Below are 21,057 nucleotides of genomic sequence, written 5' to 3' on the forward strand. Positions count from 1 at the left end.
ACAACCTCTCGCTCAATTCAATACATTAATAGGTCCTGAACCTAGGAGTTCGCCAGCGTCCGCCGCGCCTGCTCCCGGTCCAGAGCGCCCTCCCACGCCGCGATGACTACAGGCGCGACGCAATTTCCAATCAGATTGCCGACGGATCGCGGAATTCCGACGAACCAGTCGACCGCCAGAAGCAGCACAAGACTCGCCACCGGGATGGAAGGCGCGGCGCCCAGCGTGGCCGCCAGCACCACGATGGCGACGCCCGGCACGCCATGCGCGCCTTTTGACGTGATAAGCGCCGTCGCGAGCATGGCGAACATCTGACCCCAGCCCAGAGGCGTGTGCGTCGCCTCCGCAAGAAACACGACCGCGAAGCCAAGATAAATCGACAGCGCGTCAAGATTGAAAGAATATCCGGCAGGCGTCACCAGTCCGACGACCTGACGCGACACGCCCATACGCTCCAGCTTGGCCATGACGCTGGGCAATACCGAATCCGAACTTGTCGTGGCGGCGACGATGACGATCTCTTCGCGCAGGTAACGCATGAAACGCAGAGGATTGATCCCGCAGGCGAGCAGGCACCCGCCAAGCACGACGACCATGAACACTGTGATCGCGACACAATATATCAGTACGAACGCTGCAAGACTCTCGATCGCCTCGAGTCCGTACTGCGCGGTCGTTGACGCCACGGCGCCGAACACCCCCAAAGGCGCGGTCGTGATGATATAGCGCATCATCCGCGAAAAGAGCGCGGTGAGACTGTCTGTCAGCTTTATGAGCGGGGCTCCTGCTGGCCCAATCTGCGCGAGGCAGCAGCCGAACAGGATGGCGAAGACGAGAATCTGTAAAATATTCGCGTCAGCGAAAGCCGAAACGGGCGAACGCGGCACGAGAGCCAACAGAAAACCGGAGACGCCGCCATTGTGCAACAGATGCGCATTGCCCGCGAACGACGCCACCGCCTGCGCGTCCGCTTCCGTCGCGTGAAAATCGACGCCTGCGCCGGGGTGGATGAGCAACGCCGCGCCGACCGCGAGCAACAGGACCGCCGTCGTCATGACCTCGAAATAGAGCAGCGCACGCAAACCCAGCCGCCCGACGGTACGCAGCGAGCCCGCGCTGACGATGCCCGTTACGATAATGCAGAACAGCAACGGCCCGACCGCCATGACGATCAGGCGCAGGAACAGCGCGCTAAGCCAGCGCGTCTGCTCGGCGAAGGCCGGATCGAGCAGACCGGCCAGAAGGCCCAGCGCCGTCGCCACCGCGACCTGAGAGAAAACGCCGAAGCGTGGCGACTTGCGTGCGGGCGGCGTTGCTTCCTGCGTAACAGTCATACGTATGGGCGTTCCTGAGTTTCCAACTGGCGCCCAGTATTTCACGATAGTTCTGCCCGCGAAATGGGGACGGGTGCGCCCGGCAGGCCCTTACGCGTGTCAGGGCGTTTCGGACGTCACGGCTCCTGAGAGACCGTCGATCCTGTTCGCCCGGAACCTGTCTGGAGGCTTGGGGCCATCGCCGCCCTTCAGGAGGCGCTGGCTTTCCTGTGACCATTACAAGGGCGGCGGAGCGAAAATCTGCCCGCCCCGTCGGTCCAGACGTGATGACAGCTATCCTTGCAATCGCGTCCCGCCCGAGCGGCCCCATCCCGTTGGCGACCAAATAGCGCCCCACGCAGCCGCGCTCCCTCCCCTCCATTGCCGGTCTTCCTGAATGCATTCTTCGCAACTGCACGTCGTCACTTCCCGCTCGAACCCGCTGCGCTGGCGAGCCCCGGATCGCATTTATCGCGACTGGGCGCAGCACATTCTCGACAGCGGAGCGCAGCTCACCGTCGTCGAGTGCCAGTACGGCGACCGACCGTTCACCTGCGAGCTTCCTGGCGTCCGACATGTCGGCGTGCGCGCGAACTCCATGGTGTGGGAGAAGGAGCGGCTGCTGAATATCGGCATCGCCTGTCTTCCCCATGACTGGCGTACGGTCGCGTGGATCGACAGCGACGTGTTTTTTCGCCAACCAGATTGGGCGCGCGCGACAGTGGAGGCGCTGCAGCTTTTCGACGTGATCCAACCCTGGTCCGATTGCTACGACCTCGGCCCCAACCGCGAGCATATGCAGCTTCACCGCTCGTTCTGCCGTCTCTGGATGGACGGTGAGCCGATCATGCAAGGGCCACGCGCGCACCGGTCGCCGTATCGCTTTGCGCATCCCGGCTATGCGTGGGCGGCCACGCGTTCGGCGCTGGAAGCCACAGGCGGCCTTCTCGACATAGCCGCTCTGGGTTCGGCTGATCACCATATGGCGCTGGGACTGATCGGCCGGGCGCAGGAATCCTACCCTGGCAACATTTCGGAGGGGTACAAGCGCCACGTCCTGCGCTGGCAGTCGCGAGCGATGCAGGCAATCAACGGAAATATCGGCGCGCTTGGCGGAGCGATCGAACACAGTTTCCATGGAGCCAAGCGCGATCGGGCCTATGAAAGCCGCTGGGATATTCTTGCGCGCAATCACTTCGACCCAGACGAGGATCTGAAGCGCAACGTCTGGCAGGCGTGGGAACTGGCCGGAAACAAGCCTCGCCTACGCCGCGAGATCGAACGTTATTTTCGTGCTCGGAATGAAGACGCCAACGTGTTCTGAGAGGTGTTAGACGACTCCGCTCCCAAACGCCGCGCCCGCGCAAACGCGAACACGAAGAAAAAAATATCGATATGATTAAAGAATTTTATTATATTTCTGTATCGAAATAATATTTAAAACTCCGTTCGAAAACGGCGGCTTCGTGCGCGAGGAAAGCGGCCCCAACAGCTGACGCACAAGCGCAGATACTGCGGTCGCGAGCATCGCCTCCCTCCCTCGCCTTGCGGCGCTGGATCGGGCATGCTGGTCGGAATGACGCTCCGACCTCATCGGCCTTCCGATCATTCCGACGGATTGGCGTTCTTCAACCCTCCGCTCCCGCAGGATTGGGCGCCAGCGCCGCGACCCGACGCATGGCCGGAAGAGCCGGACGACCCGGAATTCATCGAACGAGGGTCGCCTGACGGACCGAGACGCGTCAAACCTACGCGTTTCCTGCGCTGGGCGCTGTCCTCTCTGACCGACAAACCGGAACGGATCATCGATCCCCCGCCTCAGGGAGACCCGTTCGCAACGCCTGAGCCGGGGCGGATCAGCATCACTTTCATCGGGCACTGCACGTTCCTGCTGCGTGCGCCGCTGCCCGGGGGGCGCGTGCTGACGGTCATGACGGACCCCATTTTCTCGGAACGCTGCTCACCGTTCTCTTTCATCGGTCCCCGCAGATTGCGTGCGCCGGGACGGACGCTGGCGGAGTTGCCCAAGATCGACGTGCTGCTCATCTCTCATTGCCATTACGATCATCTCGACCTGCCCAGCCTTCGCGCCATCGCGCGTCGGGATGATCCGATCGTGATCACGCCTCTGGGCAACAGCGACCTTTTGGCGAAGGCAGGGCTTCGGCGCGTATCCGAGCTGGACTGGTGGGACAGCATGCGCTTCGGCGACGTCGCCGTGACCTGCACACCGGCGCGTCATTTCGCGCAGCGGACGCCCTTCGACGGCGGGCGGCGTCTGTGGGGCGGGCTGACACTGAAACTGCCCGCTGTGGGCGACGTTGGCCCGAGTGCCATATTTTTTGCAGGCGACACAGCCCACGGCCCGCATTGGCAAGAAATCCGGGAAAAGCTTGGCGTGCCGGATCTGGCGTTGCTGCCGATTGGCGCCTATTCGCCGCGTTCCTTCCTTCACAGGGTCCACGCCGACCCGGTGGAAGCGGTCGCCGCTTTTCTTACGCTGGAGGCGAAGAAGGCGGTCGCCATGCATTTCGGCACGTTTCCACTGTCACGGGAACCACTCGGGGAGCCTGAACGCTGCCTAGCGGACACGGTCGCCTGGGCTGGCTTACCCCCTGACGCATTCACACCCCTGTCGTTCGGCGAGACACGCTTGGTCTCGCTGGCCTGAGTTCCCCGACGTCGGCCCATTGGCAGGAGCGGTCTGGCGCCTCCCGAAAGCCGGACTCTTCGCAACCCGGTTGCGGATACGGTAAGATGGGCGCCTGTCGCCGCCGCGTTGCGGCGCCACAGTTTGCGAAGGAGAACGCCCATGACAGGTCAGCACGACGCCGGGACAGGGAAGCCTGACGCCACTGCGCCCGAAGAGCAGGCGTTCGATCTGGCTGAGGTCGAGGCGCTGTTTCTCAACGCGTCGCGCGACGGACAAGCCGATCTGGTGCAGGAATTTGTCGCGGCGGGTCTGAGCCCGGATCTTTCCAACGAAAAAGGCCACTCGGCGCTGATTCTCGCCACCTACAACGGCCATGCGGAGGCCACGAAAGTCTTGCTCGACGCGGGAGCTACGATCGACCTGCGCGACGCCAAAGGCGCCACGGCTCTCGCAGGCGTGGCGTTCAAGGGCGAGATCGAGATCGCCCGCATGTTGCTGGAAGCGGGAGCGCAGGTGGACGCCGCGAACGAGGTCGGACGTACGCCGCTCATGTTCGCGGTTATGTTCGGACGGCTGGACATGGCGAGGCTGCTGATCGAGGCGGGCGCGAACCCGACTCTGCGCGATGGAGAGGGGCGTGACGCCCGCGATATCGCCGTCGCTCTTGGATCCGAGCCTATGCAGGAATTGCTCGGCGACGGAACCGCGCGATGAGCGAACTCTGGAGCCCTCTGGTACGCCGCCTGACGCCCTATGTTCCCGGCGAGCAGCCAAAGATCGCCGACCTGATCAAGCTAAACACGAATGAAAGCCCTTACGGCCCCTCCCCACGCGCAATCGCGGCGATCCGGGAGGCTGCTGGCGGCGATCTGCGTCTGTACCCGGATCCTGAAGCCACAGCTCTGCGCGATGCGATCGCCCGCCGTGTCGGATTGACCGCCGCGCATGTGTTCGTCGGCAACGGCTCGGACGAAGTTCTCGCACACGCCTTCCAGGCGTTTTTCGATCATGGCGACCCGGTGCTGTTCGCTGACGTCACCTACAGCTTCTACCCGGTGTATTGCGGTCTTTACGGGCTGCCGTTCGAACAGATTCCGCTCGACGAGGCCATGCGTGTGCGTGTGGAAGATTACGCCCACCCGTGCAGCGGCGTGATCATCGCCAACCCCAACGCACCGACTGGAATTGCTTTGCCGCTCACGGCCATCGAGACGCTGCTGGCGGCCCACCCGTCACGTGTCGTGCTGGTGGACGAGGCATATGTTGATTTCGGCGCGGAATCTGCAGTCTCGCTCATCAGTCGGCATCCAAACCTGCTGGTGGTGCAGACCCTGTCGAAGTCGCGCGCGCTCGCCGGACTGCGTGTCGGATTCGCTCTGGGCGATCCTGCGCTGATCGAGGCGCTCGTCCGGGTCAAAGACAGCTTCAACTCCTATCCGCTGGATCGCCTCGCACAGGTCGGCGCGCAGGCTGCGATAGAAGACGAGAACTGGTTCAGCGAATCGGTCGCACGGCTGATAACGACACGTGAGCAGTTGTCCGGCGGGTTGCGAGAGCTCGGGTTCGAGGTCTTGCCTTCGTCCGCCAATTTTGTGTACGCTCGACACCCAGACCGTGACGCAGCCCATCTGGCTGCCGCGTTGAGAGAAAGGGCGATTATCGTGCGCCATCTGAAAGGCCCGCGCACTGCCCCCTGGCTCAGGGTGACGGTTGGCGCCGACGAGCAATGCGCCACATTGCTCGATTCGCTCAGGGGCATACTGCTCAGCAACTCCTGAGCGCGGACGCCCGGCTGATGAAAGTCGGGCGCATACCAGGGACCAGACCGGAGGCGTCGTCTTTCGAGGCGCCGATCGGCAGGGTCGGTTATCGTAAAACGCTCCCGGCGATCCCTGTTTCTTAAATTGTTGTTCGTCGTTTTGTCCCCACTCTGCGGGACGTCATCCTTTTGTCCTGCCTGATAGGTTATTCAGTCATGCGTTCTTTTCATGGTCAGCTTTCGGATAATCAGCCGATCCGCCGTACGCTCGAGGAAAAACAGAAGCAACTTCGCGATCTCAAGGAAACGCTGGCGTCGATGAAGTCGCACACAGCCCCCGCTCTGCGGGAAAGTGTGCGCAAGCGCATCGCCCAGCTTGAAGCTGAAGTGTCCGCCGCTCCGGCGTTGAAAACTGCCGCTGGCGCCGCGCGCGCTCCGCGCGCGGCTGACGCGCCGCGTCGTCGCCAGAGCCGCATTCGCTCCGATCTGACCGGCTGACAGATCAACATGTTGCGGCGCGCTGAAACAAGCCCGCGCGCCGCAATCCATCACACTGCATTGTTAATTTTCGTACACAGCGGAATGTTCCAAGCGCATCCGCTCCGGAACCTCCCCATAGCGGCGGACCTCGACCGCTAGCAGGCATATTCCACGCCAGAAGCGTGACGTTATGCGTCGAGGGAACTGCGTCCCACACGCGTAAATCAAGACTCTTCGCAATCGAGATGTTACCGTCTTCGCCTTGTTCCGTCGGCAGCGGCTTCCGCAGACGAACGTCCATCAGGCGAGGAATAATCAATGAACAATGCCACCGCCCCCCAGAATGCATGCGACGTATTGGCTGGAACCGGCCTGAAAAACGTTCCTGAAGTTTTCGCCAACCTGAAAGCTGCGGAGCTGGTCGAACAATCCGTCAGACGCGGCGAAGCTCGCCTCTCCGCCGACGGCGCGCTGGTGGCCCACACCGGCGAACACACAGGACGATCAGTCAAAGACAAGTTCGTCGTCGACGAACCCGCCTCGACCGACGAGGTCTGGTGGGGCGACATCAACCAGAAACTTGCGCCGGCGCAATTTCAGCGCCTCGCCGATCAGGTTCGGGGATATTTGGCTGGCCAACCCCTCTTCACACAAGATCTCTACGCAGGTGCGGACCCCGCCCACAGGATTCGCGTGCGTCTGGTGACGACGAACGCCTGGCAGGCCCTGTTCGCCCGCAACATGTTCATCCGCCCTTCCGACGCCGAGCTTGAAGGCTTCGAGCCTGACTGGGTGATCCTGCATGCGCCGGGGTTCGAAGTCGACGCCGCGACATGCGGGGTGCGCAGCTCCACGGCCGTCACTCTCTCCCTCGACCAGAAGCTGGTCGTCATCGCCGGGACGCAGTACGCGGGCGAAATCAAGAAATCGATTTTCACCGTCATGAACTGGCTGCTTCCCGCCAAGGGCGTCATGCCCATGCACTGCTCGGCGAATGTCGGTGTCGACGGCGACGTCGCGCTGTTCTTCGGGTTGTCGGGAACCGGCAAGACGACCCTGTCCTCCGATCGTGCGCGTCCACTGATCGGCGATGACGAGCACGGATGGTCGGATGAGGGCGTCTTCAACTTCGAAGGCGGCTGCTACGCCAAGGTCATCGACCTCAATCAGGAAGCCGAGCCCGATATCTGGGCGGCGTCTCACCGTTTCGGCGTTGTGCTCGAGAACGTCGCCATCGGGTCCGGCGGTACGCTCGACCTCACCGACTCCTCCAAGACGGAGAACACCCGGTCGTGCTACCCGCTCGACTTCGTGCCGAACATCTGCCCCGGCAGCCGCGCCGGACAACCACGCAATGTCATCATGCTGACGGCGGACGCGTTCGGGGTCCTGCCGCCGGTGGCGAAGCTTACGCCTGATCAGGCGATGTACCACTTCATCTCTGGATACACCGCCAGAATCGCAGGCACCGAAAAAGGGTTGGGGCGCGAGCCGCAGGCGACCTTCTCGCCCTGCTTCGGCGGTCCGTTCCTGCCGCGCCCGCCTCAGGTGTATGGCGAGTTGCTCAAGCAGCGCCTGTCCAGCGGAGACGTGACATGCTGGCTGGTGAACACCGGCTGGACCGGGGGCGCCTACGGCGTCGGCAAACGGATGTCGCTGACCCATACGCGGGCGATTCTGGCCGCCATTCTTGGCGGTGGTCTGACCAGCGGAGAGTTCGAGGCGGAGCCGCTCTTCGGTCTCTCGCTTCCTAAAGCTGTAGACGGCGTTCCGGCAGAGGTGCTCGACCCCGTCCGAAGCTGGTCCGACAGCGCAGAATACGAACGCACCGCGCGCCATCTGCTCGCCCTGTTCGAGAAGAACTACACGGCCCTGAAGGCTGGTGGAGCAGCGGGCTGAATCGCGATCGCCCGTCGGCCAGGCCAAAGGCCTGACCGACGGGTCGGAGCACGCAGCTTCATGCGCCCTGATACCTGAGGAGAGGCCGTATGAAAGTTCAATCGGGGTCCACTTTAGCAATCGCCTCGGCGGGACTCTTCGGAGCCAGTACGCCGCTCGCCAAGATGCTCCTTGGCGGCGGCGTGGATCCGTGGTTTCTCGCCGGATTGCTGTATCTCGGCTCGGGGATCGGCCTCGCCGCGCTTCACCTCATTCTGCGCGCCAGAGGCGAAGCGCCCGCCGAGGCGCCGTTGGAGCGCCGCGACGCGCCATGGCTAGCGCTGGTCATTCTCTGCGGTGGCATGGCGGGTCCTCTGTTGCTAATGCTCGGGCTTTCGCACACGCCCGCCTCCAGCGCCGCCTTGCTCCTCAACGTCGAAGGTCTTGCGACGATGGGGATCGCCTGGCTCGCCTTTCGGGAGAACGTGGATCGACGCCTGCTGCTCGGCGCTCTCGCAATTCTTTCCGGCGCGGCGCTTCTTTCGTGGCAGGGCGCGGGCGGCGCAGGGACAGAAGACGGTCTGGGATTGGGCGCCCTCGCCATCGTCGGCGCGTGCGTCGCCTGGGGCCTCGACAACAATCTGACCCGCAAACTGTCCTCATCTGACCCTGTGCAGATCGCCATGCTCAAAGGACTGGTCGCTGGCGCCGTGAATCTGTCTCTTGCGCTGTCTAGCGGCGCGCGCTTGCCGCCGCTCCCCCAGATGGCGGCAGCCGGGACGATTGGCTTCCTCGGATACGGCGTAAGCCTTGTGCTCTTCGTACTGGCGCTACGCCATCTCGGCGCAGCACGGACCGGCGCCTATTTCTCTGCAGCGCCGTTTATAGGCGCAATTCTGGCGGTTGCGCTTTTCGACGAGCCCATGACATGGCGGCTTGGTGTCGCGGCCCTTCTAATGGGCGTCGGATTGTATCTGCATCTCGTCGAACGGCACGACCACGAACACACCCATGAGGCGCTGGAGCATAACCACCGCCACGTTCACGACGAACACCACCAACATACGCATGGACCAAACGATCCACCGGGAGAGCCACACACGCACTGGCACCGCCACCAGCCCATGACCCACCGACATCCTCACTACCCGGACCTGCATCACCGCCACGCGCATTGAAGGCAAAACGGCGCAGCGGTAGGCGCGCCGGGCGCCCGCGCACGTTTCCCTAGCTTGGCAACGACAGGGAAGACGAAAGACATGACGCAGGCGAACCTCGCCCGTAACCTTGGCTCAGGCGGCCCCGGCGGCCATAAACGCTTTCACCAGTTCGAGATCTGCGGGTTTGTCCACGTCCACGGCGGCGCGACCATCCGGCATGAACACAAGGCGAGCCTCCGCCCCGGTCAGACGTCCGATCCGCTCGCACAGCGCACGCACGGTCAACCGTCTGGTCAACACCCGAAGGAGGACGCCGGGACCAAGAAGCCAGCCCATCCGCAGCGGGTGCTTGCGCTCGCGTTCAATCCGCCGCCACAGCGCCGCCGCACGCGCAGCGCCCGGCGTCCGGAACAGAAACAGGTTGCAGCCGGAGAATGCAGCGTCGGCAAGGCGTATAAAGGTTCGCTTCGTGCCGGGCACGTCCCGCCTTACAGCCGCCGCGCCCGCGACGCCGGCCGCAACGTCCGCGCCCGCAGCGCCGTCCAGAAACGCCTGCACCCAGGCCGGACGCAGCAGCGGATTGTCGGCCGTGGTCACCAGCAACGGCGCGCCGTAGGCCGCCAGAGCGGACAGAACGCTCGCGCTTGGCCCGGCCGCCGCCGTCATGGTCTCGACGCCCGGTGGCAAAACCCCGGTCAACGCCTCCGGAGTCTCGATGCACACGACCACGCGACCCACGCCGGGCGTGGCGAGAAGCGTGTCGATGACGTGAGAGATCATGGGCCGTCCGGCGATGGGAATCAGCGCCTTGTGCGAAAGTCCGGCCGCTACCGCCATGGGGTCAGCCGCACCAGCGCGTGAACCGGCCAGAACGAGCGCGGTAAGCGGCTCGGCGCCGCGCGGCGCTTCAATCACGCGAAGCGCCTCACGCGTGTTTCCCCGCGCCGCGCGGCGCATCGCTGTCGCCACGCGCTCCATCCGGACGGTCTTTCGGCGCGGAGCCCGTCAGACGCATGACCCACGGATAGCGTTTGGCTTCGTCTACGTTGTAGCCGAGGTTGAAGACGCTCGGGCTGCGGGTTCGGGCGCGGGCGTCAACGTAATAGGTGCCCAGAGCGCGATCGACCACGTAGCTCGTGATGCCGAAATTGCCGTCTTCGTCATGGAAGTGATGCAGGACGTGGCGCGCCTTCATGCGCTGTATCCACGCGGCTTTCGGCTTGTAGTTCAGATGCTGGATGCAGTGAAAAAATTCATAGACACAGGTGATCACGACCCCTGTTCCGAACGCTGTGGCCGCGGCGCCGGGGCCGCCGATCATCCAGCCGACCGGAATAGTGATTACGGCGATGGTCGGAAGAGTGGTCGCCGGAGCCCCGAACAGCACGTCCAGAAGATGTGGATCCTGATGATGGTCGAAGTGAATCCGCTTCCAGAAGCCCGCCGTCCACCGAGATTTGTAGAGATACTGCCCATGCAGCACATAGCGGTGCAGCAAATACCAGACGACCGGATAGATCAGCACGACCGCCACAACCGAGACGCAGGTAGCTCCCCATCCGGCGAAATTGCGCGCCGCAAGAACGAGGCTCGCAAGCGCAAGCGCAAAATACAGAAGGATCGTCGGGTAGGTGAGATACGCGACCCAAAGCTGCCGCAGGTTCATCTTACCCAGATCGAAGCTGCGCCCGGACCGGATGGTCGAGTTGCGCAAGGTCCCGCTCATTGCTCTTCGTTCCTCAAAAGCACGGCGCCCGCCGCCATGGTGAAGATCAGCAGTCCGGGAACGGTCGCGACCGGGGCAGGAAGAAGCCCCGCATTGCCCATCGCGCGGAACATGCCCTGCACGATGATGAAGAGCAGCCCGCCCCCCAGACACCAGACGGGCAGCCAGCTGCGCATCCCGGTACGCGGAGGGATATAGACCACCGGCGTCGCAAGCAAAAGCATGACCAGCAATGCAAGCGGGCGCAGGAGACGTTCAATGAGCGCAGCGCGCAGATAACCGGGAGCGAGACTGGTCGCTACCCGGCCGTCCAGCGCCCGCCAGATGTCGAGCGAGGACAACGGCGCGGTGTCCATGGACAGGCGCAGCATATCACTGGCGCGGAACGTATTGCCCCAGCGCGCCTGCGGCTCTGTGCTCACCTGCACCCGCGCGGCGTCGCCGTCGGGCGCTACGACGGAACGCTTCACCTCCCACAACGTCCAGCCGTTCTCGCCAAACGTCGCACGCGCGGCGTGGGTCATGCCAAGAAGTCTGCCCTCCGTGTCCCTGTCGTACAAGTCGACGCCAAACGCACTGTTACCCACGTCTTTGACATACCCGACATGCGCCAGTTCGCTGGCCACGCCCCCACTTCGCGATGCGTCTCCGGGAACAGCGAACCAGAAGGAGCGTCCGTCTTCCGGATGCGGGTCGCTGTGACTCCACCACGCAGCCAGAGCCAGTTCGGACCGGGGCGTAAGCTGGTCCTCCACCACCACGCCAAACAGGCCAAGCGCCAGCGTGGCTGGCGCCAAACGCAAGACAAGACCCAGAGTGGAAAGCCCGGAAGCGCGCAGGATCGCCGTCTCGTTGCTGACGGTCATCTGGGTCAACATCAGCAACGCTCCGACGAGAACGCTGAGCGGCAGCGCCGTCTGGAGCATGAGCGGCAGATGCAGCGTCATGTAGGTCAGCACGCCGGTCACGCCGAGATGACGGCGCAGGATCGGCGTCATCTGCTCCAGCAACCCCAGCAGTTCCATCAGCGCGATCAAAATCGCGCAGCACATGATCACGCGTGTCGTCAGCAGGAGCGAGAGATACCGCAGCAGCACATGGCGGGGGCGGGCTGACCGGGACGAAAGGGCGTTCATTGAGCCTCGCCCGATAGCCGCCGCCGGAAAAGACGCAGCCGGGCGACGTCCTGCAGGGCCGCCCGAAGATTCGCCGGCGCGATCATGTCCGCCCGCGCCAGAATCAACGCCGTGCAGGCGCCACAGAACAGAAGCGTCGGCGCCCAGATGACGAGGAGCGGCGAGTTGCGTCCCGTCGCCACCAGACTTTCTCCGAATTGCAGCGCGTGGTCATACGTCACAAGGATGACGACCGCGACGGCCAGCCCGGCGCTGCCCCGCTTGCGTTTGCCAAGGATGGCCAGCGAGGCGGCGAGGATCGGGATGAAAGGAATGGACAGGCTGCGAGCCAGCCGGAAATTCAGCTCCGCCCGCAGGCTTTGCGGCGGGATGTCTTCCGAAGCGAACTGTTGCTGTGAAGCGGACGGCGGCGGGACTGTGTCCACGAGGCCCCTGGCGGCTCGGGCGTCACGATGCAACTCCCGCGACAGCTCGCCCGACGTCAACTCACGCTCGTCATCGCCTCGATTGCGGAACTGCGATTGCTGGGCATGGCTGATCAGACGGGTCGCGTGATCGAAATATGTGACGCTCGGCTCGCCTTTTGGCGGGATGGTCAGGATGGAGCCATCCGTCAGATCGATCTGGGCTTCGGCCTTCGCCGTGTTTACGCGGACGTGGCCGCGCTTCGCGACGATATCACGCTCACGCCCGTCGCCCGTATCGCGGATGAACACGCCTGTCAGATCCGTGCCGTCGTGACTGACGCCATCGGCTCTCAACGAAATGGTGGGAGACGGCGTTGCGAAGACGCCCGGCTGCAACACAGGCGCCCATCCCGCGTGGCTGGCCAGATAGAACCCTTCACGGAACTGGTACCGCGCGTGCGGCTGGATATAGCCGTAGAGCAACATGGACATCACCCCGAGCGCAGCCCCCGCGATGGCGAACGGACGACAGACACGCAGGAGCGATACGCCGCTGCTCATCAGGGAGTCGAGTTCGTTCGTGTCGCTCATCCTGCGCACGACTGCGAAGATCGACACGCAAAGCGCAGCGGGAAGCGCCAGTCCCATATAGTGGGGCAACAGATCGGCGAGCAGCCGAAGCAGCGTCGAGAACGGGCTCGCCTCCGCCGCCAGAAGGTTCAGCAGGACCAGCAAACGCTCCAGCAATAACGCGATAAGCACGACCGACAGGGCGATCGTGAACGGAGGCACGGCCTGTGCGAGCAGGTATGAATCGAGCGTGTTCGGACGGATCAACGCTGGAACGCGCGCGAAAGGCGGCTCGTAAAGACGCGATTGGCGCGTCACGATATGCCGCTTTCGGCGCATGGGCGAAGAAATTCAAGGTGAGGCAGCACGTGAAGTCGACCATCGGTCCCAAGTCTCCGTCGCTCCACGCCAATCCGCCATGCGGCGAGACCCGAACCGGCAGGAGAAGACGCAGGCCGACCGCTTGAGAGCGACGCGTCAGCGACGCCCGAGACATCGGCGCGACGCTCCACAGGCTCGACGACGATCCGATTCCAGCCAGCCGCCCGATCCAGCCTGCCGGGGCTATGCGACGCCGACGTCACGCCGATCAGCGGCGTGTCGGAACCGGGCACGACGCTGTCGGTGCCGCGATGAGAGTGGCCGTGCAGCACAAGCTCCGCCCCCGCCTCCGCTATCGCCTCCGCGAACATCCCTGCATCCCACAAAGCCTTGCGCGGAACCACCAGACCGGGGCGCGGCGGGTGGTGGATCATCACGATCCGGCACAACCCCTCGGTCCGAAGACGGTGCAATGTCGCGATCAGCCGCTCCGCCTGCTCCCGGCCGATTCGTCCTCCGGCCATAAAGGGCGGAGTCGGAATAGCGGAGTTGATGCCGACCAGCGCCACGCGACCGACCGTCGTGACGGCTGGTTCGCCGGGATCGGCCATGCCTCCCAGATCCGCCCACAAGCCCGGCCCCTCGTTCCATGCAATCGGCACCATCGCATCATGATTGCCCGGGATGACCGCGACAGGTCGGTCGAAGCGTCGCAGCCATGCCGCGGCGGCGCGAAATTCGGACCCCGTGCCCAGATTGGTCAGGTCGCCGGTCACGGCCAGAGCGTCGACCGCACTCGCCTCGATATCCGCCAGCACGGCGGCCAGCGGTCCTTCACGGTGCACGAATCGTCTGCGCAACCCCCATGACAGCAGGCTCAGGGCGCGCTTGCTCATCAATTCACGCACGCCGGGATATGTCCGTAACGGCAGATGCGGATCGGAGAGATGCGCCAGAACGGCTGACAAAGCGGTGTTTCCTGACCTCTTCATGCGACCCTGTTCCCCGAAGCGCTTTTATAGCGGATCGAGGCACGGTCCACGCACACTAGCATACGTTCCGGGTTTCGTCCGGCCGCAGCACGTCGACGCCGCCATCGATCACTTAAACCCGCCAGCGGATCAAATGCGGGGCACGTATCGCCGCAATGCACGACATCCGGCGGAGAATTAGCGGGACGGGCGGCGTGTGACAATTGCGGCCAGCCTGTCTATATCAGCCGACCAGCCGGGGAGACCCGCCTGCCCCGACACTGAGGCGTCCTGTCGCGACGCCTCGCACGACGAGCAAGATTTGCGGAATATCCAGTGACGTCACGCCTCGCCCTGATTCATAACCCGCGGAGCCGCCGCAATGCGCGCGACGGCGACGGCGAGTTCGAACGGGAAGCTGCGCGTCAGCTCGGTCCGATGTTCCTTACCCCGTCCGACCGGGACGAACTGTTCACCGAGATCAAGGCGCTGGCCGCTCAGGGCGTTCGCTGCATCGTCGTGAACGGCGGCGACGGCACGGTCAGCGACGTGATGAGCGCCATCATCGCCGTCTATCCTCCCGGCGAACTGCCCGCCCTCGCGATTCTGCCGTCCGGAAATACGAATCTGATCGCCGAGGACGTCGGCCTGAAGAATCGCGGCGTCGCCGCGCTCACGACGCTGCTCGAACGCGAGCGGAACGGGACGCTGTTCGCCAACACGCAGACCCGGCATCCCATCGTGGTGTCCTGGCCGGGTTCGAACCGCGCGCCTATCGCCGGAATGTTCTGCGGCCTGGCCGCTTTCACGCGCGGAATCGAACTGGCCCATCAGCCTGCGATCCTCAATCGTTATTCACATGACATGGCGGTGCTGGCGACGGTGATCTGGGCAGTGCGCCAGTTGCTCCGCAAGGAGACCCGGCGTCGCTGGATGAACGGCGAAGTGATGTCGCTTGCGATCGACGAGGGTGCGCCGGAAGACGCCGCCAGGTTTCTGTTTCTCTGCTCCGCCCTGCACCGACTGGGCCACGGCGTATGGCCGTTCTGGAACAGCGCGACGCCTGCGAACGGCGGTTTCTTCTACCTCGATATTCTCGCCAATCCGAAAAAGCTGCCCCGCGCCCTCGCGTCGCTCATGCGCAGCCAGAAGCCCGGCTGGCTCCGGTCATCATCAACCTACCGCAGCGGTCAGGCAGGGTCGGTCCGGATCGAGACACGCGATCGGCTCGTGCTCGACGGCGAAGAGCTGGACACTGGCCCGGATGGCTGCATCCTGCTCGCACAAGGGCCGGGTATCGCTTTCGTTAACGCCTGAGCAAACTGACTATGAAGGTGACTCTCAATGGCGTCGCCCTTGACGCGTTTGCGCCGCCTCGGACGACTCACAGGCGTTATCGTCAGGCTTGAGGTCCGGGAAACACGACAATCCAGAAGCAGGGTCTCTCCATGATCAACTCCACCCGCCCCGGCTTGTCATTGAATGCAGCTGGTGCCGTTGCGGATACGTTGGTGGCAGAGTTGACGCGGCCCACACCGCCATCGGTCGCACGTTTCGCAGCGGCGATCGTCGGTGCGGCGCGACCGCTGGGCGTGCTGTTCTATGGCTCCGCAGCCCGTTTGCTCGACGATACGCTCCCGGAACAGGACTCTGGCGCAACTGTCGGAGTTGGTTCCACGGCAGACGACGCTGACCTTTCTGACAGCGTGCTTGATTTTTACGTGATCGTGGAGCGTCAGCGCGACTGGCCGCGCGGACGGGTCGCGCGCATCGCCAATGCCCTACTGCCACCAAACGTCGAATATCATGAGCGATCAATCGACGGGCGCGTGATGCGCGCCAAAGTCGCTATTCTGTCGCTGGCGCAGTTCCGCCGCCTGACGCGCCCGGACGCCTTCGACACGACGGTTTGGGCGCGTTTCTCGCAACCCGCGCGCCTTGTATGGGTCAGGGACGCGACGGCGGCCGACGCGATTCTGCGTTGCGTGGTGCGGGCCGTCGCCACGGCGGCCCTATGGGCGGCAAAACTCGGGCCGGAACGCGGAGATGCGGAGCGTTACTGGCTCGGGCTGTTCGAACGCACCTACGCAGCGGAATTGCGCGTGGAATCGTCGCGGCGCCCGGCCAGCCTGCTTGGCGGGGCGGAAGCGCGGTACCGCAGGCTGCTGCCGCTGTGCTGGCTGGCCGGAAATCTGCCTGCTTCGGCGGACGGGGCCATGCTCGATCCCGGCCTGCCGACGGCCATGCGCTCCCCCGCGTCTCGCCGCTGGCGCGTCCGGGCCGGAATGGGCCGGCCGCTAAACGTTGCACGGCTGATCAAGGCGTCTTTCACCTTTGCGGGCGGAGCCCGGTATCTGGTCTGGAAGATATCGCGCCACACTGGCGTAGCGCTGACGCTGACGCCATTCGCCGAACGCCACCCGTTGCTGGCCGCGCCGGGGGTCGTGATCAGGCTGATGCGCGCGGGCGTTTTCCGTCGCAAGGCTTGAATTACGATGGCGCGAGGCGTCCTCCGCACGCGGATGGCCCCGACGCCGCAATACAGGTAGACTCAGCGCAATGAGCCTTGATCCATCCGCCTTTCCTATTCTGCGAGATCCCCCGGCCCGGCTCTGTTTTCTGGCGACGCAGACGCCTGTCGCGCAGGAGGCTTATCAGCGCCTTGTCGATCGCTACGGCGATTGCGCGTTTGACGATGCGGAGGCGGTGGTCTGCCTTGGCGGCGACGGCTTCATGCTGGAGACGCTGCGGCGGGCGACCGGACGGTGCATCCCCGTTTACGGCATGAACTGCGGATCGGTCGGCTTTCTGATGAATCCGTTCGACGAAGATGATCTTCCTGCTCGTCTGGCCGTCGCCCAGCTTGCGATGTTGCACCCGCTCATCATGCGTGCGGTCTGCGCCGATGGAACCGAGCACGAGGCCTATGCGCTGAACGATGTCTTCCTGTTCCGGCAAACGCGGCAGGCGGCCAAGATCCGCATCGACATCGACGGGCGCGAACGTATGCCGGAACTGATCTGCGACGGCGTGCTGGTCTCCACGCCCGCGGGCTCAACAGCCTACAATCTCTCGGCGCACGGCCCCATCGTCCCGCTGTCGGGCAACCTGCTCCCCCTCACGCCGATCAGCGCCTTCCGGCCCAGGCGTTGGCGTGGAGCGCTTCTGCCGTCGACGGCGGAGGTCACGTTCACAGTGCTTGAGGCGGAAAAGCGACCGGTGGCGGCCGTGGCGGATTTCACGGAGGTGCGTGACGTCGTCTCGGTGACGGTGCGGGAAAATCGCGAGCAATCCGCAACGGTGCTGTTCGACCCGGGACAGAATCTCTCTGAACGCATCATCACCGAGCAGTTCTCCGCGTGATCGTCGACATCTGAACGATTGCTCACAAAATGTGTTGCTGAGCACACGTAGCAAGCAAGCAACTGCCGCCACGGTATCCGCGTTAGGACATATGCGGATGCGTGGCGGCGGCGTTTCTTCAGACAAACAGCCGAATCGAAATGTTGCGCTGGCCGCCCCGCAAGCGACCGGTTTGAGTCGTGGATAGAACGGTTGTCAAAGTGCACAGCGGATGCTTGAGTTATAGCCTCTTCCGGTCAAAACAATCATGACGAACGGCCGGGTTCGCGATTCATTGCTGAAGAGCACACGGTGATTATCGGGATAGACCTCGGAACGACCAACAGCCTGGCCAGCGTCTGGAAGGACGGCAGGCCTGTGCTCGTGCCTCAGGCGCATGGCGGCCACCTCACGCCATCGGTCGTCAGCGTTGACAGGAATGGTGAGGTACTGGTCGGGCAGACCGCGCGCGAACGGTTGACGACGCATCCCGACCGCACCGCCGCGGCTTTCAAGCGCATCATGGGAACAGCACGCACGGTGGCGCTTGGCGGACAGACATTCCGCCCGGAGGAACTGTCGTCTTTTGTTCTCCGTTCCCTGAAAGCCGATGCAGAGGCTTTTCTGGGCGAGCGGGTGACCGAGGCAGTCATCACCGTGCCCGCGTATTTCAACGACACTCAACGCAACGCAACGCGGGCCGCAGGAAGACTCGCAGGACTGAAGGTCGAACGCCTGCTCAACGAACCGACTGCAGCAGCCCTCGCCTACGGGCTGCAGGAGCAGGAGGAGGACGGGAGTATCCTCGTCTTCGATCTTGGAGGCGGCACGTTCGATGTTTCGGTTCTCGAACTGTTCGACGGCGTTATGGAGGTTCGCGCAACGGCCGGAGACAATTTTCTGGGCGGCGAGGACTTCGACGATGCACTGATCGGCTGGTTTCGGGGTGAGACCGGCTGGCGGGCCGATCCGCTGTCCGCCGCCGGGATCGTAGAAATCGCACGGCTGCGGGCAGCTGTGGAGCAGGCCCGTCATCGGCTCAACACCGAGAGTTCCGTTGAGATTGTTCTGCGCAGCGGCGCCGAAAACTTCGACGCCACCCTGACGGCGAACGAATTTGCGGTCATCACCGCCCCCTTGCTGGAACAATTGCGCCGCCCTGTGGAGCGCGCCCTGCGCGACAGCCGCATACAGCCGAGGGAACTCAGCCGCGTCGTGCTGGTGGGTGGAGCGACACGTATGAAGCTCGTGCGCAGCCTTGCCGCCACCATGTTCGGGCAATTTCCTTTGCAACAGATCAACCCGGACGAAGTCGTGGCCTGCGGCGCCGCAGTGCAAGCGGGCCTGAAAATGCGCGACGCCGCGCTGGACGACGTGGTGCTGACCGACGTCGCACCCTACACCCTTGGCATCGAAGTCTCTGAAACCGGCGCCTCCGGTTCCGCCGCAGGGCGATTGTTGCCGATCATTGAACGCAACACCGTCGTGCCCGTAAGCCGCGTGCAACGCGTAACGCCGACCAAGGACTATCAGGGCGGCGTCGAGGTCAGGGTGTTCCAGGGCGAGAGTCGCCTGGTCAAGGACAACATTCTTCTCGGCAAGCTTCAGATGATGCTTCAGCCCCGCCCAGCAGCGCAGCAGGCCATCGACGTTCGTTTCACCTATGACATAAACGGCATTCTTGAAGTAACTGCGCAGGACGTCGAAACCCAGTCGATCGAACGGCTGGTGATCGAGGAAAACCCAGGTCTTCTCAGCCAGGAAGAAATCGAGGAGCGGCTGGAGGCGCTGGCGGAGATCAAGATTCATCCGCGCGAGGAAGTGCCAACCCGCCTGCTGCTGGCACGGGCGGAAAGGCTCTATGAAGAAACGCTCGGCGCGACACGCGCGTCTCTGGCGACCGAAATCGGCCTGTTCGAGCGCGCCTTGACGGCGCAGGATCGTCAATCAATCAACGACGCGGCGGACCGGCTGAAAGCGGCGCTCGAATCTCTCGCAGCGACATCCCTGTGACTGGCGAGCGACACGCGCCGGGCGGACGCGACTGCTGGTCAATCCTCGGCATCGACGCCACCCGGGACGAACGGGCGATCAAGCGAGCCTACGCCCGGCTTTTGCGATCAACCAACCCGGAAGACGATCAGGAAGCGTTCCAGCTTCTTCGCGCCGCTTACGAGTCCGCCTGCGTTCTTGCGCGCCTGCCGAACGCAACGCCTGAGCCCGAAAAACTCCCCGGCGAACCGCCGATCGAGGAATTTCTCGAGAGTTTTGACTCCTTACGCCGAACGGGCAGTGCTCAAGTTGCGATGGCGCTGCTGGAGCAGACCATTCGCGACATCCCCCCCCGACCCGGCCGGAGCGACGGGCTCGAGTGGGCCTTGTTCGGGCGGCTTCACCCATTCCTGACGATCTCAGCCGGACTAATTCGCGCTCTTGCGGATCGTTTCGACTGGCGCGACCCAGCATCGCTACCCGCACGACGTGAGCCCGAATGGCACAGGGCGCTCCTCGACCGCCTCGAGGCGGAAGATTGGCTGGACTTGCTCCACGATCCAAAACGCCACCCTTATGGGCAGGCCGCCGCGATTGCTCTCGCCACTTCGGAGGACCTGTCGAAGCTGCTGCCGCCTGGCGGGCGACTGGATGGCGCGGAGCGCGCCCGTGCTCAGGCCCTGTTGCGCGACGCCTGGGACCGTCGCCGCTTTCTGCATGGTCGCCTTTCGCCGGCGGCGCTTGCCGCCTTGCGAACCGCCGTGGAAGGGCCGCCGGTGCTTGCAGCGCCCCTCAATGTCGGGCGCGGCCATCTGATCGACGCCGAGACTACCGCAGGCTCTTTGAAGAACCGGCGGCGCTTCGCCCTTCCGTCGATACCGATAGCCGTTGCGGCGGCCTGCGTGTTTCTTGTCGCCTCATCATTCTTCGGCGCATTTCTGCTGCACAGAGCACCCGAGACCCGGCATACGACCGTCGTCGCCAACGTCGCCCCTTCTCCTGCTTTCGCTGTGGACGCACCGACGCGCGCTCGCGCGGCCCTCGAGCGCCAGAACGTGCGATGGACCACGGTGACACGTCGGTTCGACAGGACGACAGTCTGGTTTGCAACGGTGGTCGCCAATCGGGCAGCTCTTTCAGAAGTACGGTATGGATTCGATACGGAAGCGCCCAATCTTCTTTTTCCACTGCCTGCGGGCGGCAAGGACCAGTGGCCGCAACCGCTGGGGCCTGGGGCCGAGCTATCGGCCCGCGGTCCCGCATCGGCGAAAAGCGTCTCGGTCCAGTTGAAATTTCGTGACGGGACGCTGTCCGAGGTACGAACTTATCTCGTAAGCAACGAGATCTGA

Annotated in this window: 18 protein-coding genes; 12 read left to right on the forward strand and 6 right to left on the reverse strand. The window is 63.9% G+C overall.

What is annotated here, in order from left to right; translation table 11 throughout:
* Positions 1 to 41: 41 nt before the first annotated feature.
* Positions 42 to 1,334, reverse strand: a complete 1,293-nt coding sequence (locus tag HK28_RS08110; protein ID WP_086644093.1) for a cation:dicarboxylate symporter family transporter — start codon at positions 1,332 to 1,334, stop codon at positions 42 to 44.
* Positions 1,335 to 1,710: 376 nt separating this feature from the next.
* Here HK28_RS08110 and HK28_RS08115 point away from each other — a divergent pair, with 376 nt between their 5' ends.
* From HK28_RS08115 to HK28_RS08145, 7 genes are all read left to right on the forward strand, one after another.
* Positions 1,711 to 2,637: a hypothetical protein gene (locus HK28_RS08115; RefSeq protein WP_086644094.1), complete on the forward strand. Its 927-nt coding sequence runs from the start codon at positions 1,711 to 1,713 to the stop codon at positions 2,635 to 2,637.
* Between the two features lie 240 nt (positions 2,638 to 2,877).
* Entirely contained in the window at positions 2,878 to 3,984 is a 1,107-nt protein-coding gene (locus HK28_RS08120) for an MBL fold metallo-hydrolase (RefSeq protein WP_086644095.1), read from the forward strand.
* A 141-nt stretch (positions 3,985 to 4,125) separates the two neighbouring features.
* Positions 4,126 to 4,680 (forward strand): ankyrin repeat domain-containing protein, encoded by a 555-nt coding sequence (locus HK28_RS08125; protein ID WP_086644096.1) that lies wholly within the window; start codon positions 4,126 to 4,128, stop codon positions 4,678 to 4,680.
* Positions 4,677 to 5,744 carry a histidinol-phosphate transaminase gene (hisC, locus tag HK28_RS08130; protein WP_086644097.1) on the forward strand — a complete coding sequence of 356 codons (1,068 nt, stop codon included), beginning with the start codon at positions 4,677 to 4,679 and terminating at the stop codon, positions 5,742 to 5,744. Before HK28_RS08125 ends, hisC begins: the two co-directional genes overlap by 4 nt.
* Before the next feature lie 197 nt (positions 5,745 to 5,941).
* Complete coding sequence (locus tag HK28_RS08135) at positions 5,942 to 6,223, forward strand: hypothetical protein (protein WP_086644098.1); 282 nt, start codon at positions 5,942 to 5,944, stop codon at positions 6,221 to 6,223.
* A gap of 300 nt (positions 6,224 to 6,523) precedes the next feature.
* The gene (gene pckA / locus HK28_RS08140) at positions 6,524 to 8,104 is read left to right on the forward strand and encodes a phosphoenolpyruvate carboxykinase (ATP) (protein ID WP_086644099.1); all 1,581 of its coding nucleotides are present in this window, start codon (positions 6,524 to 6,526) and stop codon (positions 8,102 to 8,104) included.
* An 89-nt stretch (positions 8,105 to 8,193) separates the two neighbouring features.
* Complete coding sequence (locus tag HK28_RS08145; protein ID WP_086644100.1) at positions 8,194 to 9,261, forward strand: DMT family transporter; 1,068 nt, start codon at positions 8,194 to 8,196, stop codon at positions 9,259 to 9,261.
* Between the two features lie 114 nt (positions 9,262 to 9,375).
* On the opposite strand, the gene HK28_RS08150 is transcribed toward HK28_RS08145, so the two are convergent.
* From HK28_RS08150 to HK28_RS08170, 5 genes are read right to left on the reverse strand one after another with little or no spacing between them, the layout of a single operon-like run.
* Positions 9,376 to 10,212, reverse strand: coding sequence for a nucleotidyltransferase family protein (locus tag HK28_RS08150; protein WP_255376463.1), 837 nt, complete (start codon positions 10,210 to 10,212; stop codon positions 9,376 to 9,378).
* Entirely contained in the window at positions 10,169 to 10,969 is an 801-nt protein-coding gene (locus HK28_RS08155; RefSeq protein ID WP_086644102.1) for a sterol desaturase family protein, read from the reverse strand. The genes HK28_RS08150 and HK28_RS08155 overlap by 44 nt, the downstream gene beginning before the upstream one ends.
* Entirely contained in the window at positions 10,966 to 12,105 is a 1,140-nt protein-coding gene (locus tag HK28_RS08160; RefSeq protein ID WP_086644103.1) for an LptF/LptG family permease, read from the reverse strand. The genes HK28_RS08155 and HK28_RS08160 overlap by 4 nt, the downstream gene beginning before the upstream one ends.
* Positions 12,102 to 13,400, reverse strand: coding sequence for an LptF/LptG family permease (locus tag HK28_RS08165; RefSeq protein WP_233140429.1), 1,299 nt, complete (start codon positions 13,398 to 13,400; stop codon positions 12,102 to 12,104). Before HK28_RS08165 ends, HK28_RS08160 begins: the two co-directional genes overlap by 4 nt.
* Complete coding sequence (locus tag HK28_RS08170; protein WP_086644104.1) at positions 13,397 to 14,395, reverse strand: metallophosphoesterase; 999 nt, start codon at positions 14,393 to 14,395, stop codon at positions 13,397 to 13,399. Before HK28_RS08170 ends, HK28_RS08165 begins: the two co-directional genes overlap by 4 nt.
* Before the next feature lie 315 nt (positions 14,396 to 14,710).
* On the opposite strand from HK28_RS08170, the gene HK28_RS08175 reads away from it, so the two are divergent.
* The 5 genes from HK28_RS08175 (at position 14,711) to HK28_RS08195 (ending at position 21,057) form a co-directional block, all read left to right on the forward strand.
* Entirely contained in the window at positions 14,711 to 15,691 is a 981-nt protein-coding gene (locus tag HK28_RS08175) for a diacylglycerol kinase family protein (RefSeq protein WP_086644105.1), read from the forward strand.
* 131 nt (positions 15,692 to 15,822) lie between these two features.
* Positions 15,823 to 16,863 (forward strand): hypothetical protein, encoded by a 1,041-nt coding sequence (locus tag HK28_RS08180; protein ID WP_086644106.1) that lies wholly within the window; start codon positions 15,823 to 15,825, stop codon positions 16,861 to 16,863.
* A 70-nt stretch (positions 16,864 to 16,933) separates the two neighbouring features.
* The gene (locus tag HK28_RS08185) at positions 16,934 to 17,737 is read left to right on the forward strand and encodes an NAD kinase (RefSeq protein ID WP_086644107.1); all 804 of its coding nucleotides are present in this window, start codon (positions 16,934 to 16,936) and stop codon (positions 17,735 to 17,737) included.
* 291 nt (positions 17,738 to 18,028) lie between these two features.
* Positions 18,029 to 19,729, forward strand: a complete 1,701-nt coding sequence (locus HK28_RS08190; RefSeq protein ID WP_086644108.1) for an Hsp70 family protein — start codon at positions 18,029 to 18,031, stop codon at positions 19,727 to 19,729.
* Complete coding sequence (locus tag HK28_RS08195) at positions 19,726 to 21,057, forward strand: J domain-containing protein (RefSeq protein ID WP_086644109.1); 1,332 nt, start codon at positions 19,726 to 19,728, stop codon at positions 21,055 to 21,057. Before HK28_RS08190 ends, HK28_RS08195 begins: the two co-directional genes overlap by 4 nt.

It is taken from the genome of Acetobacter sp. DsW_063 (genome assembly GCF_002153745.1).
Taxonomy (GTDB): domain Bacteria; phylum Pseudomonadota; class Alphaproteobacteria; order Acetobacterales; family Acetobacteraceae; genus Acetobacter.

Coding starts and splice junctions, on each gene's coding strand:
- HK28_RS08160 (WP_086644103.1), bottom strand. CDS start 12,105: ATGAACGCCCTTTCGTCCCGGTCAGCCCGCCCCCGCCATGTGCTGCTG.
- pckA (WP_086644099.1), top strand. CDS start 6,524: ATGAACAATGCCACCGCCCCCCAGAATGCATGCGACGTATTGGCTGGA.
- HK28_RS08180 (WP_086644106.1), top strand. CDS start 15,823: ATGATCAACTCCACCCGCCCCGGCTTGTCATTGAATGCAGCTGGTGCC.
- HK28_RS08125 (WP_086644096.1), top strand. CDS start 4,126: ATGACAGGTCAGCACGACGCCGGGACAGGGAAGCCTGACGCCACTGCG.
- HK28_RS08120 (WP_086644095.1), top strand. CDS start 2,878: ATGCTGGTCGGAATGACGCTCCGACCTCATCGGCCTTCCGATCATTCC.
- HK28_RS08170 (WP_086644104.1), bottom strand. CDS start 14,395: ATGAAGAGGTCAGGAAACACCGCTTTGTCAGCCGTTCTGGCGCATCTC.
- HK28_RS08155 (WP_086644102.1), bottom strand. CDS start 10,969: ATGAGCGGGACCTTGCGCAACTCGACCATCCGGTCCGGGCGCAGCTTC.
- hisC (WP_086644097.1), top strand. CDS start 4,677: ATGAGCGAACTCTGGAGCCCTCTGGTACGCCGCCTGACGCCCTATGTT.
- HK28_RS08145 (WP_086644100.1), top strand. CDS start 8,194: ATGAAAGTTCAATCGGGGTCCACTTTAGCAATCGCCTCGGCGGGACTC.
- HK28_RS08185 (WP_086644107.1), top strand. CDS start 16,934: ATGAGCCTTGATCCATCCGCCTTTCCTATTCTGCGAGATCCCCCGGCC.
- HK28_RS08115 (WP_086644094.1), top strand. CDS start 1,711: ATGCATTCTTCGCAACTGCACGTCGTCACTTCCCGCTCGAACCCGCTG.
- HK28_RS08110 (WP_086644093.1), bottom strand. CDS start 1,334: ATGACTGTTACGCAGGAAGCAACGCCGCCCGCACGCAAGTCGCCACGC.
- HK28_RS08135 (WP_086644098.1), top strand. CDS start 5,942: ATGCGTTCTTTTCATGGTCAGCTTTCGGATAATCAGCCGATCCGCCGT.